General features: G+C 50.4%; 12 protein-coding genes, 1 tRNA gene and 1 pseudogene. All 14 read right to left on the bottom strand.

What is annotated here, in order from left to right; translation table 11 throughout:
• Positions 1 to 6: 6 nt before the first annotated feature.
• Positions 7 to 828 (bottom strand): lipoprotein insertase outer membrane protein LolB1, encoded by an 822-nt coding sequence (lolB1, locus tag POREN0001_RS02870; RefSeq protein ID WP_004332817.1) that lies wholly within the window; start codon positions 826 to 828, stop codon positions 7 to 9.
• A 9-nt stretch (positions 829 to 837) separates the two neighbouring features.
• The gene (locus tag POREN0001_RS02865; RefSeq protein WP_004332930.1) at positions 838 to 2,589 is read right to left on the bottom strand and encodes a tetratricopeptide repeat protein; all 1,752 of its coding nucleotides are present in this window, start codon (positions 2,587 to 2,589) and stop codon (positions 838 to 840) included.
• Positions 2,590 to 2,610: 21 nt separating this feature from the next.
• A complete protein-coding gene (gene dut / locus POREN0001_RS02860; protein WP_040580356.1) occupies positions 2,611 to 3,054 on the bottom strand; it encodes a dUTP diphosphatase in 444 nt (147 codons plus the stop codon).
• Positions 3,055 to 3,118: 64 nt separating this feature from the next.
• A complete protein-coding gene (gene ispG, locus POREN0001_RS02855) occupies positions 3,119 to 4,933 on the bottom strand; it encodes a (E)-4-hydroxy-3-methylbut-2-enyl-diphosphate synthase (protein ID WP_004332753.1) in 1,815 nt (604 codons plus the stop codon).
• Positions 4,934 to 5,065: 132 nt separating this feature from the next.
• Positions 5,066 to 5,572 (bottom strand): 5-(carboxyamino)imidazole ribonucleotide mutase, encoded by a 507-nt coding sequence (gene purE, locus POREN0001_RS02850; protein WP_004332822.1) that lies wholly within the window; start codon positions 5,570 to 5,572, stop codon positions 5,066 to 5,068.
• A gap of 182 nt (positions 5,573 to 5,754) precedes the next feature.
• The gene (gene gcvH / locus POREN0001_RS02845; protein WP_004332891.1) at positions 5,755 to 6,132 is read right to left on the bottom strand and encodes a glycine cleavage system protein GcvH; all 378 of its coding nucleotides are present in this window, start codon (positions 6,130 to 6,132) and stop codon (positions 5,755 to 5,757) included.
• 239 nt (positions 6,133 to 6,371) lie between these two features.
• Positions 6,372 to 6,455: transfer RNA gene (locus POREN0001_RS02840), tRNA-Leu, on the bottom strand.
• A 465-nt stretch (positions 6,456 to 6,920) separates the two neighbouring features.
• A complete protein-coding gene (locus tag POREN0001_RS02835) occupies positions 6,921 to 7,889 on the bottom strand; it encodes a GNAT family N-acetyltransferase (protein WP_004332847.1) in 969 nt (322 codons plus the stop codon).
• Positions 7,886 to 8,806 carry a DUF2156 domain-containing protein gene (locus tag POREN0001_RS02830; RefSeq protein WP_004332842.1) on the bottom strand — a complete coding sequence of 307 codons (921 nt, stop codon included), beginning with the start codon at positions 8,804 to 8,806 and terminating at the stop codon, positions 7,886 to 7,888. Before POREN0001_RS02830 ends, POREN0001_RS02835 begins: the two co-directional genes overlap by 4 nt.
• Positions 8,807 to 8,809: 3 nt before the next feature.
• Positions 8,810 to 9,238, bottom strand: coding sequence for a SufE family protein (locus tag POREN0001_RS02825; protein ID WP_004332964.1), 429 nt, complete (start codon positions 9,236 to 9,238; stop codon positions 8,810 to 8,812).
• A gap of 6 nt (positions 9,239 to 9,244) precedes the next feature.
• Positions 9,245 to 10,261 carry a M28 family peptidase gene (locus POREN0001_RS02820; RefSeq protein ID WP_004332863.1) on the bottom strand — a complete coding sequence of 339 codons (1,017 nt, stop codon included), beginning with the start codon at positions 10,259 to 10,261 and terminating at the stop codon, positions 9,245 to 9,247.
• 199 nt (positions 10,262 to 10,460) lie between these two features.
• The gene (gene tpx, locus POREN0001_RS02815) at positions 10,461 to 10,970 is read right to left on the bottom strand and encodes a thiol peroxidase (RefSeq protein ID WP_004332949.1); all 510 of its coding nucleotides are present in this window, start codon (positions 10,968 to 10,970) and stop codon (positions 10,461 to 10,463) included.
• A 78-nt stretch (positions 10,971 to 11,048) separates the two neighbouring features.
• A complete protein-coding gene (locus POREN0001_RS02810) occupies positions 11,049 to 11,543 on the bottom strand; it encodes a thioredoxin family protein (protein ID WP_004332880.1) in 495 nt (164 codons plus the stop codon).
• 116 nt (positions 11,544 to 11,659) lie between these two features.
• Positions 11,660 to 13,310, bottom strand: a pseudogene (locus POREN0001_RS02805) (fumarate hydratase).
• Between the last annotated feature and the right edge of the window lie 102 nt (positions 13,311 to 13,412).

The raw sequence follows: 13,412 nt of genomic DNA, 5'->3' as shown, positions 1-13,412 counted from the left end.
GAAATACTACTGGAATAGGCTAGAGATAAGCTGTAAAGCTTCTTTTATAGTGAGTTGACGATACCCCGAGGGGATGGTCACAATAAGATGGTCGTGAGCCTGCTCGCTGCGACGATAAGAACTGCCTTCGACCTCCAAAGAGAGCGTACTGGCACCATCTTGTAGCACTCGGTAGGAGCAACGGTCGGGTAAAAGCCCTTTTTCGTGTGAGGTGTAGTGGGTGTACGTTGCTTTTAGTACACCTCCATTAACCGGCGAACTCTCCAGGGCATTGGGGCGCATATTCTCCCCTATCGTATAGAGAAGAGAGAGCTTATTTTGGGGGAGTTTTACTAAGGCTTGATGGGGCGTTACCATCTTTTCCACCTCAAGCTCTTGAGGGAGGTAGCCCAGAAGCAACCCCTCTAAGAGAGGGTAAGATAGGGGGAGGGGGAATTGATCTTGGCAGGCGGCGTTGAGCTGCTGGTAAGAGGCGCGCAGGTAGGTTTTATTGTGTTTGTCGATAACAACAATCTCCTCGGGGAGCAGATACACTCGGGCAATTTCGAATAAAACGAAGGGACGAAGAGAGGCGTATATCCCCTCTCCTACTACTACAGAAGCATTGGCATCAAGGGAGATAGAGGAGCCTTCTACCTCTAAAGTAAGATTCGCTTTGACTTGCCAAGGTGCTGCTATGGGGCGCGCCGAAGAAAAAGCCATGGCCTCCCTATTTTGCCTTGAGGAGCTATTGGGAGTTACACTCGGGCGACGACTACCACAGCCCCAGAGGAGCAAGACAAGCGCCAAAAGACTCAAAATGGATGGGATAGAGAGCGATTTCTTCATGATGGATAGTTACTTAGAAGACTCCATACGTCGCTTTATTTCTTCGATAGCAAGGTCAATCTCGTCCGTAGAGATAAGTTGTTTTACTTTCTGAAGAAAGAGAAGACTTGTTTGTAGGTTGCCCACTTCTTCTTGCACCTTTGCATAGTGGTAGTAATACTCCGCAAGGCTGGCTATGCTGACACTCGATGGTTCCTCTTTTTGGGCTGCCTCAGCTCTCTCAATAGCTTGGCGTAAATAAATCTCTGCTTGTAGATAATCTCGCTGCAAAAAGAGGGCAAAGCCATAGGTGTCTAGTAGTCTAAAATCGTTGGGATGCAGGGCAACCGCTTTAGAGGCCAGCCTCACGGCTTTTTCTATCAGAGCGGGTTGCTCTAGTCCGAGTAGGAAGTAGGCGTAGTTGTTAAGTGCCGTAGCATTTTTTTCGTTGAGCTTGATAGACTCTTCGTATGCGGCTATCGCGTCCTGATTTTTGTGCTGTGCCACGCAGAGATCTCCCACCTGACCATAAAGATCGCTTAGCACTTCGGTTTGAGTGGTATCGGCTTGAGCAATCCCTTGCAGGGCTGTCCTTTTTGCCAGCTCTAGGTCTCCGGAAGTCTCTTCTGCCAGGCTCTTAAAGAGGAATAAACTCCCCTCGTGCGGGTATTGCTTGAGGGCTTGGGGGAAGTATTTGTATAGCTCGTCGTACGCCCCTCTTGAGAGCAGGTCCTGGAATAATCCGTTCCAAAGCTCGGGGTGCCCTGTGGGGAATAGCTCGGTCATTCGCACCAGTTGCACATGACGCTCGGAGTGCTTATCCAGCATGTATAGCAGAGACTGGAGATCGAGTTGCGCATCGAAGTTGGTGGGGTAAGCCGCAAGAAACTCCTTGTAAATGGGGAGGAAAGGGGCTAGATCCAGGTCTTTGCTAACAAACTCTGAGAGGAAAGCATGAAGAGCCTCTTGCGAAAATTCGGGCGTCATACCATCTGCTTTCCAAATTCGTTGTAGAACGCTAAATACCTCCGGATAGCGGTTCAAATCTAAGAGAATGGAGGCCTCGGCATAGCTGATACTGCCCGATGCGCGTTGTGATTGGGGTATCTTTTGCAAGAGATTATAGGCGACCTCTGCACTCAGATTCTGTTTGACATTAAAGAGCAGGCTCGTCAATTCGTTGAGGGAATTGCCGTTGTACTCTAGGGCTACATCTAGGTAGCGATTCATCGCTTCTGTATCGTGCGTTTCGAAGGCAACTCGCTGTGCTACCTGTAGGGCATGGGCATAGTATGGAGTGCCACGTGAGGCCTCGAGTAGAGCCGGTAGACGCTGCGAAACTTGATCGTACTGCCGCTCCTCCAGTAGTACCCCTAGGGCGAGAAGTTGATTGCGGCTATCGGAGGGCGATAGTTTTATATGCCTATCCAGCATGCGGAGAAGCTCGTCGGTCTCTCCTTTGCTGGCAAGGGTATAACCGTATTGAAAGGCGTATTCGTCGTGACTTGGGTCTGCTTCGAATGCTTTGTGGTACCATTCGGTCGCTTGTTCCACCGAGATGGGGCGCAATAAGTTCCCCAACGCAAAAGCCGAGGCTCCCGAGGGATCCAACTGATACGACGCAAGGATCTGATAGTAGGCAAGGAGTGGTTTTTCGGATAATAGAGAGGAAGCCCCCTCTGCAAAGAGCCTATCGGATAATGCCTTTTGCGTGCTGACCTCTTGTGCCGAGGCTGCTCCCAAGGAGCAAAGGAGCAAAAGAAGGGTATAAAGATACTTCATAAACGGGGCGTCTGTAGGGCTTTACTTTGTTGTTTGCATGCCGGTATGCCCAAAACCGCCTTCGCCTCGTTCGCTCTCCGATAGGGTCTCTACTTCGTGCCAATCGGCTGTTTCGTAGCGAGCAATTACCATTTGGGCAATGCGGTCTCCCGAGGAGATTTGTACCGGCTCCTGTCCCAGATTGATCAAGATAACCCCGATTTCGCCGCGATAATCGGCATCGATTGTACCGGGGCTATTGAGTGTTGTTACTCCCGATTTGAGAGCCCAACCGCTGCGAGGACGGATCTGTGCTTCGTAACCTGCTGGCAGCTCTATGTGTAATCCTGTGGGGACAAGACAACGCGCCCCCGGAGCCAATTGGATCGGTTGGGGGAGGTATGCACAGAGATCCACACCTGCGGATTGGAGAGTCGCATAGCGAGGTAGAGGGTTATCGGATCGGTTGATTATGGCTATCTTCATACTTGTAGACATCTCAAAAAGGAGCGTGGCAAAACTCGCGTTCTACTCCGCACTTGGCACGAAGTTACTTATTTTCTGCCATTTGCCGGTCTTCTCTCTGTTTGGGTTCTACCCAGTCTCCATTCTCTCGGATGAGGGCAATAAGAGCATCTACGGCGTCTTCCTCTGCAATTCCCCGCCGCATACACTTTTGTCCTTTGTAGAGATCGATTTTGTGCGGCGCGCCTCCTACATAGCCATAATCAGCGTCGGCCATCTCTCCGGGGCCATTCACAATACATCCCATGATGCCTATTTTGAGGTTGGAAAGATGGCTCGTTGCCTTTTTGATGCGGGCAATTGTTCCTTCCAAATTATAGAGCGTACGCCCACATCCCGGGCAGCTAATGTACTCGGTGTGGGAGAAACGAAGGCGGGTTGCCTGTAGAATGCCTAGAGCCAGTGCCTGTAGAGAGGAAAGGGGAAGGTGTGGGGCTGTGAGCATAATGGCGGAGCCGGCACCCTCTAGGAGGAGCGTTCCCAAGTCTGTTGCAGCTGCAATCTGTACTTTTTCTAGGGATTCGTGCGGCGCAAATTGCGCTTCTAGGGCGATGGGGGCGGTTATTCCCATTTCGGCAAGGAGGGCGATCGTTCTACGCCATAGCCCAACGCGATTGGCTCCACTTGCCCTCAATATCAAGAGCCTATTGGGCTGGTGCGTGAGATTGAGAGCTTCTGCTTTCTCACGAGAGAAGCTATCCGTTTCGATCAAAATAGCAGGGAGGGAGGAGAGATCCAGTGCCTCTACCGACGTGCCTACCCTGTCGCCTCCTGCCAAAGGGAGCTGAGGAGTGCCATCATCTTTCCCCACAATAAGGACAGAGGGTAAGAGGTTGGCTCCGTAGAGTTGCCCGGCAATAGAAGAGGCATTGCGTGGGAGCATTTGTGCTCGGTAGGGTAGGGGGCATAGGGGGGATAGTTGGGGGGCAGCGGCTCGCTCGGCAATGTGCTCCATAAGGAGGCGTGCAACGGGGAGTTCTGCCTCGGGGGCTTCGCTTAGGGAGACACGCAGCGTATCTCCCAACCCATCGGTAAGAAGGGAGCCAATGCCTACGGCACTTTTGATTCGTCCATCCTCGCCCTCTCCGGCCTCGGTTACGCCAATGTGCAAAGGATAATGCACCCCCATTTCGTCCATACGCTCTACCAAGAGGCGTACTGCTTGGGTCATTACCTGCACGTTGGAGCTTTTCATTGAGATGACAATATCCTCAAAGTCCAAGCTGCGAGCCACGCGGAGATACTCCAGACAACTCTCTACCATTCCCTCGGGAGTGTCGCCATAACGCCGGAGCATACGCTCACTAAGAGAACCGTGATTTACCCCTAGTCGAATGGCTCTTTTCAGGCGTTTGGCTTCGCGTAAGAAGTCGCCAAAAAGTTGCTGTACACGCTCCCGGCCATGAGCAAAGTCCGCATCAGAGAGGCTCTCTCCGCTCCATTCTCCTTTGCGATCTGCAAAGTTTCCGGGGTTGATACGCACTTTCTCTACATGCTTTAGAGCCTCATAGGCAGCTTGTGGATTGAAGTGAATATCGGCGATGAGAGGGATGGAGTATCCTTTTTTGTCGAGTGTTGCTCGGATGGTTTGCAGGCATTCGGCCTCGCGTACCCCCTGCGCCGTAAAACGCATATAGTCCGCTCCTGCTAGGGCTACTCGCTCTGTTTGGGCTATGCCGGCCTCGGTATCCGGAGTGGAAACGTTGGCCATGGTCTGAATGCGCAAAGGGTACTCAGACCCTAAGGGTACAGTGCCTATTGAGACGCTACACGTACAACGTCTACGATAATTGAGCGCATCAAGAGGGTAGTGCAGAGGGGTGGAACTGAGGGGGGGCATAGGGTTATAGATCTATCGTGTGCACCATATAGAGGTGCGCCACGGACTGCTGTTTATTTCGACTTCTTTCGGGGACTTGTCTTGTATTATGTGCAGTATCAGGGGACTGCTACTGCCTATGGGAGCAATTCTTTAGTTGGTCTTGAAGCGGTACTTTACCTCTTTGAGGTCGGCATTGGCGCGCACTACTTTTTCCTTTAGCCCCTCTTTGAAGGCTTTGAGACGCTCCATAAGATCGGCGTCGCCCAGCGAGAGCATTTGTGCCGCTAGAAGAGCTGCATTCTGAGCTCCATTGATTCCCACGGTGGCAACAGGTATCCCCGGAGGCATTTGTACGATAGCGAGGAGGGCATCCATACCATCGAGTGTTGCTTTGATGGGCACCCCGATAACGGGCAGGGGCGTCATGGAGGCAATTACGCCACAGAGATGAGCAGCCATCCCGGCTCCTGCAATAATAACACGTACCCCTTTTGCCTCGGCTTCACGGGCAAATTGAGCCACCTCATCAGGGGTGCGGTGAGCCGATAGAGCCAAAATTTCAAAAGGAATCGCGAGTTCGTCTAATTGGCGTACAGCCTTCTCCATTACAGGAAGATCGGAGGTGCTGCCCATGATAATACTTACAAGCGGAGTCATATGTAATACGATTGTATTGTGTGATAGATCCAAATATCGTTCTGTCTAGGACAATGCAAGCGAGGGCGAATCAAAAGAATCCTCTTGACGCGCCCTCTATGTTTTAGCTATACACACAACCTGCCCCTCTTTTGTGTTGAGAGAGGTGAGGTGTATTAGCTTAGCTTTTGATTGTGCCTCTATTAGCCGAGGAATGAGCTGTAAGCAGCAGCATCCATAAGGGTTTCTACCTTAGCGGGGTCTGCCATCTTTACCTTAATAATCCAGCCTTCGCCGTAGGGATCGTTATTTACAAGCTCGGGTTGATCTTCAAGGGCAGCGTTGAGTTCTACCACTTCTCCCTCTACGGGCATAAGTAGGTCAGCCACAGTCTTAACGGCTTCGATAGAACCAAATACTTCACCGGCAGCTACAGTTTCGCCTTCCGTAGGTACGTCTACATAAACGATTTCACCCAATTCGCCTTGAGCATAATCGGTAATACCGATAAACGCCATATCGCCTTCGATGCGTACCCACTCGTGGTCTGTAGTGTACTTGAGTTGTGCAGGAATATTCATACTTCCGTATCTCTATAATTAATGTGTTACTATTGTCTTTTTCTCTTTTGGGGCGGTGCCTTTCGCGTTTTATGGCAATGGCTTTGCATTCTCCCCGAATACAAAGGTAATAGTTACCCCACAATATGCAGCATGTTTGTTGCTACAATCTCTATTCTTTCTTGTTGTGCGATAAAACAAAAAGAGCCCCGGCGCATTGCCGAGGCTCTCTCCGGAATTATTCATCTTAGGAAACAAAGTGCCCGGAGCCGGGATCGAACCGGCACGGGTGTTACCCCATTGGTGTTTGAGACCAACGCGTCTACCAATTCCGCCATCCGGGCTGTAGACATCTCGTTCCTCCGACAAACCGAGTGCAAAGGTAATGAAAGACCTCGGATTGTACAATACTTAGATTACACATTTGTTCTAACTTGCTACCGGCTAGGATCCTATTTCTTTTTTTTGTTGCACTCTGATATGGAGAGCCCTCCGAGAGTTTTCTTTTCGGCTCAAAAGGGGAGGAGGAAAAATGGCTGCCTAGATTCTTACTTTTTCTCGGGCAGAAACCTCTCCCCCTTCTGCCCAAAACTTTTTTATTTTTCAGGTAGAAATGGAGTGCAATTCCAGGCAAGAACGGAATTTATTTCACCCTGTACACTTCTCTCTTTTCTCCTAGGGAGCCTATCCCGATAGTCTCTCGGCAAAAACAATAAACCCCTATTCCTCTCAGGAGATAGGGGTGATTCGGGAAGCTTTCTGTGGTTGTTTGAGAAATCTGTGTACACAGAAATTTATGTGCGTGTACACTAGTCCAGCATTAGGTCAATGTAGAAGGGGTTCTCCGCAAATAGCTGCTCCAGCAGGAGCGAAGGGGTGAGAATATTTTTTTGTAGAGACTTCGGGGGAAGAGGCGTGAAGAGGCATTTCCCTTTCTCTAATCGGTAGCGACCTGTATTGGGGAGGAGCATTGTGTCGAAGAGATCGAACTGCCATTCTATATTCGGGTGCTTCTTGGCATAGAGAGCGAGGAGCTGTGGGATTTTGACTACCCGCATCATGCCGTGCAGCTCAAGCCCTTTGCCTAGTGGGGGCGTTACTACTTGATGGTAAGCTAATCCCTCCTTTATGGGGAGTTGTATGGCAATGAATTGTGAGCATTCGTCCCCTTGTAGTAATCGGACTACCCCCTCGTGCGTGTAGCCGCCCCCACTGAGCAGGGCATCTTCTATTACACACTTCCACTGAGGGTAGGTGTGCTCCAGGTGTCCCATAGTCCAGCCTCGACGTTGCCGGATATAGTGTAGATATCCTTCTGCACTAGCTTGCCTGCAAAGTTGAGGTGGGGGAGTGAGGCGAGGGGAGTTCGGTTGGGATACGCTACGATAACAGACTTTGGCGTAGCCGAATTTGCGTTGATAGTAGTCGTAGAGCCACGGCTCAGCAGGGATAAGAAAGGCGAGCAGTTTACCCGTTTGGTACATTTTAGTATGAGCAGAACGCAGCAGGGCTGGCATTAGTCCTCGCTCGCGCTCGGTGGAGAGGGTGGCAGCTCCGGATATATAGGCAGCTTCTACTCGCTCTTCCCACAGCCTAAAGGTGTAGGAGACGCGGCCTGTGTGTGCAGTGGCTTTGGGCGCACCTCCATAGTCAATCAGTAGATCGGTCTCGTCATCTTGGTACACACGCCCGAAGTAAAGGTCGAGGAACCCGTCGCCGTCTCCAAAGACCTCTTGCCAAATCTCACGAGAGAGCTGTCGCCTATCCAGGGGATTCATACTTGTGCGTGCCTCCTTAGCAGAGCCGTTCCCTTGTAGAGCCGCAACTCCGGTTGATAGGATTCTTTGGCAAAACGTAGTCCGGGAATCCCCAAATCTTCCTCTCTATTAATGTAGATATACTGTTCAGGAATTTGTTTGGCAAACTCGTTGTTGATCACAGTGTAGGCTCCCTCAATAGCCGGATTGGCCTTCTCCACATGTACGTCAAACGTATTGTGGTTGATAGGGGAGCCTAGGGTCATGGCTACTATTTTGCCCTCAATCCAAAGAGCACCTCCCTGCAACTGCAACACCTCACAAGCATCGAGAATGCGGTGTACCATCCTATTTTCCTCTTGAATACCATCGCGCTGAGTGGTATCATCAAGCCATTGATCGGCAAAATCTTTGTACAGTTCTTTCTGGTCGGGGGTGAAAGGCCGGTAGGTGTAGTCCGGATAAAGTTTCTTGAACTTATTGATATGGTTGCGTTTGGACTGTAGTTTCTTACCCGACAGCGAGACGAGTCTCTCCCGCAGGTAGACGTAGTCGGCATAGTCTTCGTCCCAAAAGAACTGGAAGTCCTGCCCGAAGTCTTGCTCGAGACTCTTGGCACAACCCTCGGTTACGCCCATGCAAACGAGAGGGAATCCCTCCTTCTCCGCGTAATGGATAAGTTCGTTGATAGCCCCCTGCCAGAGAGCACGCTCTGTACAATAGGGGAGGAGGAAAACGGGATGGGAGCGCAGAGGAGAGCGAAATCGGATGATGAGCACCCGCTCTTGAAAGATAGTCCAAGAGGTCTCGTAGCGTTCACTCCAGCCGTATAGGTTGGTAAACGCAAGGTCGCAGATAGCCTTATCGTCTTGGTAAATAAGGGGGAAGATAACGTCTCTATCCTCTAGAGTGATAGGGAGAAAGCGTAGTTGGCACATGTTTTATCGGGATAGATAGGTGCGCGCCGAACGATGGATTTGCTCAATCATGGCCACGAGTCCATTACTACGCGTGGGAGATAAATGCTCACGAAGCCCCATCCGATCGATGAAGTATAGCTCCTGCGATAGAATATCTTCGGGTCGTTGCCCATCGTACACACGGAGCAGTAGGGCAGCAATCCCCTTGACAATGAGGGCGTCACTATCCCCTCGGAGGGCTAGAGTACCGTCTTCGTTGGGGGTAATTACAATCCATACTCGGCTTTGGCATCCCTCAATTATATGCTCAGGAGTTTTCTCAGAATCCTCTAGAGGAAGCAGTGTATTCCCCATGTCGATGAGGAGGGAGTATTTGTCCATCCAATCATCAAAGGGCTCGAATTCTTCTAGTATTTCGTCTTGTATCTCGTTGATTGACTTGCTGTTCATTGCCTTTTATTTACGTTCGTTTTCTCTCTCTTCGAGGTAAGCCATAAGGGTCTCGCCTACTGCTTTTAGAACTTCTTTGTCAATTACGTCCATGTTGTCTCCGTGTGTGTGCCAGTGTGCACCAAAACCATTGCTCCGGGCAGGATCGTAGTTTACTATATCTATAGTGGGGATGGCGAGGTTGTCTATAATGGGTTTGTGGTCGTCTGTAAGAGCAGCCCCATCTGCCTGAATAAAATAGTGTCCATAACCAAGACTTGCAGCCTTATCCCATAGCGAGGAGACAATGCTTGGGGCGTGAACTTTGGAGAAATACTCCCATCGGAATTTTGCGTCGCGCGCACCTACCATATCGAGAAGGATACCAAACTCAGCACGATAGTGCTCTACATGGGGATGCTTACTCCAGTAGGTGGAGCCAAGGCACCAAGAGTCTTCCTGTTCGCTAACCCCCATGTCTTCTGCGTCGACAAAGAGGAAATCGACCCCCAAGGTGCTCTTGCGATCGGCCAATTGGCGTGCAACCTCAAGCAACACTCCTACGCCACTTGCTGCGTCGTCAGCTCCCAAGATCGGTTCGCTTTTGCGGCTAGGGTTGGGGTCGTTATCCGCTGTGGGGCGAGTATCCCAGTGTGCTAAGAGCAGGATACGACGCTCTGCCGAGGGGTTGAGGCGACCTATTATATTGGTAATAGGGAGGGAAACGCCCTCGTGGGTTGATATGTTCGCTTGCTGCAATACTATCTCCAAACCAAACTCTGTGAGCTTGCTTGCGATCCACTCGCCGCACTCTCGGTGAGTAGGAGTGTTGGGGACACGCGTCCCGAAGGCTACCTGCTGAGCAATGTAACTATAGGCACTATCCGCATTGAATAGGTTGTGAGCTTCGTCGGGTTGTGCCGCTGTGGTATCATCAGTTGCACTCTCTTTCTTTCCTCCCCTACAGCCAGTGGCTGAGACGATGACGAGGGAGACGGAGAGGGATACGAGTAGAGTTCTTAATAGCTTGGGGCTTGTCTTCATACTTTTATAGAGTAATGGATATAGTTATCTAGAGGAGGAGACTTGGAGAAAGGAGAGTAGAGGGTAACTCCCTAGAGAGGACGCGAAAAGGCCGCTGCGCACCCCAAAAAGGAACAACAGCGGCCCAACACACCAACACATGAAACATGAAAAGCCCTTTCACAAGGGGATAGGGCAAATTTCTCTATCCTAGAAGCAATTACGCCTGTTGGAGGGCGGCAATTGCTCGATCGTAATCAGGTTCATGGGTAATGTCGTCTACAAGCTCTGTGTAAACTACCTTACCATTCTTGTCTATTACCACAACGGCGCGTGCGAGTAAGCCCTGAAGGGGACCATCCGTCATCAAAAGACCGTAGCCTTTTTCGAAGGAATCTCCACGGAATGCCGAGAGGGTTTCTACATTTGCAAGCCCCTCTGCTCCACAGAAGCGAGCCTGTGCAAATGGAAGATCCTTGGATATACATAGAACGGCAGTATCTGCCATCTCCGATGCAACCTTATTGAAGCGACGCACACTAGCGGCACAAACCCCTGTGTCAATGCTTGGGAAGATATTGAGTACTACCTTTTTTCCTCTATACTCCTCGAGCTTTGCTTCTGCGAGAGAAGCCTTGACTGCTGTAAAATCGGGAGCTATAACTCCCACTCGGGGCATCTCTCCTAGGAGGTTAATCGTAAGATCGCCTTTGAGTTTAGTCGTTGCCATATTTACAAATCCTACGCGAATCTTCTAAATTCGCAGCTAAGTTACATATTAATTTTTATACTACAAACTCTCGTGGAGTTATTCTTTGCTTTTTGAGATTATTTCTTGTATGTACTCATTGATTGTACCCTCGGGGATATTGCCCAATGTCTGTATGGGCATCCCTTTTGTGGGGACAAAGAGTACCATCGGGATGCTTTTTACACCAAAGTGCGCAGCCAATACTTCGTCCTTATCTACATTGACTTTGTAAAGGAGAACTTTGCCTTCGCTCTCTGCCACAATGCGCTCTAGCTTGGGAGCGAGCTGACGGCAGGGACCGCACCAATCGGCGTAAAAATCGATGATAGCAGGCTTATCGCCTTTATAAACGAACTCTGTGGGATTTTTTTCAAAGTCGTAGATATGTTCCTTCATGTACTTGGCGTCGATCACCATTACGTTGGAGTGGGAAGCCTCTTGAGTAGTCTGTTTCTTGCTCTTCGACTGGCAAGAAGCCTGAGTGGCAACGCCTACAAACATGGTTGCTGATAGGAGTAGCACTCGGAATAAAGAGTGGCGGAGAAGTTTCATAGTCTTCGTTTATTTGTTTTCTTTCTTATAGGTGAGAGGAGTCTTGGCTATCCTCTACTCTCCAAGAATAGTGGGAACGGGCAAAGAGTTCACTCCGGATCAATTTTTTTTCTGTGTTACGATAGGATGGTACACCCCTCGCAACGATCCCGAATCTGCTGGAAGAAGTCGTTGCCTTTGTCATCTACGAGTATAAAGGCAGGGAAGTCTTCTACTTCTATTTTCCAAATGGCTTCCATGCCCAACTCGGGGTATTCGAGGCACTCCACTTTCTTGATACTGTTTTGTGCCAAGATGGCGGCCGGCCCTCCGATGCTGCCCAGATAGAACCCCCCCGTGTGCCTTGCACGAAGCTGTAACTTCTGCGCTTCGGTTGCCCTTGGCGATCATGATAAGACTTGCTCCATGCTCTTGGAAGAGTTGTACATAACTATCCATACGCCCTGCTGTTGTGGGGCCAAAACTGCCACTTGGTAAGCCATCGGGAGTTTTGGCAGGGCCTGCATAGTATATAGGATGTTGCTTGATGTAGTCGGGGAGATCCTCGCCACGATCGAGACGCTCTTTGAGCTTGGCATGGGCAATATCTCGCCCTACTACGATGGTACCCGAGAGGGAAAGGCGCGTAGATACGGGGTATTTGGATAGCTCCGCACGGATCTCGTCCATGGGGCGATTGAGATTGATTTTTACAGACTCTCCCTCTGCTTTCCCCCTCAAAGCTGGCGGAATGAGTCGAGCCGGATGGGTCTCAAGCTTCTCGAGCCAGATGCCTTCACGATTGATTTTTGCCTTTATGTTGCGGTCTGCAGAGCAGCTCACTCCCATGCCGATGGGGCAGGAGGCTCCATGCCTTGGTAGGCGAATAACTCGGATGTCGTGGGCGTAGTATTTCCCCCCAAATTGCGCTCCAAAGCCTATCTTATATGCCTCTTCGAGGAGTTGTGCTTCTAGCTCTGTGTCGTGGAAGGCGTGCCCGAGTTCGTTCCCCTGGGTGGGGAGGTTGTCATAATATTTTGCGGAGGCTAGCTTTACGGTTTTGAGGTTCATCTCGGCAGAAGTCCCCCCAATGACAAAAGCAATATGGTAGGGTGGGCATGCCGCAGTGCCTAGAGTGCGCATCTTCTCTACCAGATAGGGGAGAAGTTTTTCGGGCGTGATGAGCGCCTTTGTCTCTTGGTAGAGGTAGGTTTTGTTGGCAGATCCCCCTCCCTTGGCAATGCAGAGGAATTTGTATTCATCGCCATCTACGGCCATCAAGTCGATCTGAGCTGGCAGATTGCAACCCGTATTGACCTCCCGATACATATCGAGGGGGGCATTTTGCGAGTAGCGCAGATTTTCTTGTGTATAGGTGTCGAACACTCCGTGGGAGAGAGCCTCTTCGTCCCCTCCGCCTGTGTATACATTTTGTCCTTTCTTGCCTAGGATGATCGCCGTACCCGTGTCTTGACAAAAGGGGAGCTGCCCCAAGGCTGCCACTTCTGCATTCCTCAAAAACGTGAGGGCAACGAAGCGATCGTTGTCACTTGCCTCCGGATCGGATAGGATCTTAGCCACTTGCTCCTGATGCTCGGGGCGTAGGTAAAAGGCTATGTCGTGGAAGGCTTGACGTGCCAGTGTGCGCAGAGCTTCCGGCTCTACGACGAGCATTTTGCGCCCGCCAAAGTCTTCTTCGTGTACATATTCACTTGTTAGGTGGTAGTATTCTGTGGTATCTTCCCTTAGGGGGAACATCTCTTGGTATTTGAATTCTTTCGTTGCCATTATTCTCTCTTTCCTTTTCTAAACTGCCCCCTAAGATACAAAAAGCAGATGATCTTACGTCTAAGGTACACGCCTGTAAGAAGAGATGCGAGAGAGAGGTCG

This window comes from Porphyromonas endodontalis ATCC 35406, assembly GCF_000174815.1.
In the GTDB taxonomy this organism is placed as follows: domain Bacteria; phylum Bacteroidota; class Bacteroidia; order Bacteroidales; family Porphyromonadaceae; genus Porphyromonas; species Porphyromonas endodontalis.
Note: the sequence above shows the minus strand (reverse complement) of the source record. Positions and strands in the feature narration are given on the sequence as shown.

What these genes read in the sequence shown, in the direction of transcription:
- lolB1 (WP_004332817.1), bottom strand. Translation starts at nt 828, where the DNA reads ATGAAGAAATCGCTCTCTATCCCATCCATTTTGAGTCTTTTGGCGCTT.
- POREN0001_RS02865 (WP_004332930.1), bottom strand. Translation starts at nt 2,589, where the DNA reads ATGAAGTATCTTTATACCCTTCTTTTGCTCCTTTGCTCCTTGGGAGCA.
- dut (WP_040580356.1), bottom strand. Translation starts at nt 3,054, where the DNA reads ATGAAGATAGCCATAATCAACCGATCCGATAACCCTCTACCTCGCTAT.
- ispG (WP_004332753.1), bottom strand. Translation starts at nt 4,933, where the DNA reads ATGCCCCCCCTCAGTTCCACCCCTCTGCACTACCCTCTTGATGCGCTC.
- purE (WP_004332822.1), bottom strand. Translation starts at nt 5,572, where the DNA reads ATGACTCCGCTTGTAAGTATTATCATGGGCAGCACCTCCGATCTTCCT.
- gcvH (WP_004332891.1), bottom strand. Translation starts at nt 6,132, where the DNA reads ATGAATATTCCTGCACAACTCAAGTACACTACAGACCACGAGTGGGTA.
- POREN0001_RS02835 (WP_004332847.1), bottom strand. Translation starts at nt 7,889, where the DNA reads ATGAATCCCCTGGATAGGCGACAGCTCTCTCGTGAGATTTGGCAAGAG.
- POREN0001_RS02830 (WP_004332842.1), bottom strand. Translation starts at nt 8,806, where the DNA reads ATGTGCCAACTACGCTTTCTCCCTATCACTCTAGAGGATAGAGACGTT.
- POREN0001_RS02825 (WP_004332964.1), bottom strand. Translation starts at nt 9,238, where the DNA reads ATGAACAGCAAGTCAATCAACGAGATACAAGACGAAATACTAGAAGAA.
- POREN0001_RS02820 (WP_004332863.1), bottom strand. Translation starts at nt 10,261, where the DNA reads ATGAAGACAAGCCCCAAGCTATTAAGAACTCTACTCGTATCCCTCTCC.
- tpx (WP_004332949.1), bottom strand. Translation starts at nt 10,970, where the DNA reads ATGGCAACGACTAAACTCAAAGGCGATCTTACGATTAACCTCCTAGGA.
- POREN0001_RS02810 (WP_004332880.1), bottom strand. Translation starts at nt 11,543, where the DNA reads ATGAAACTTCTCCGCCACTCTTTATTCCGAGTGCTACTCCTATCAGCA.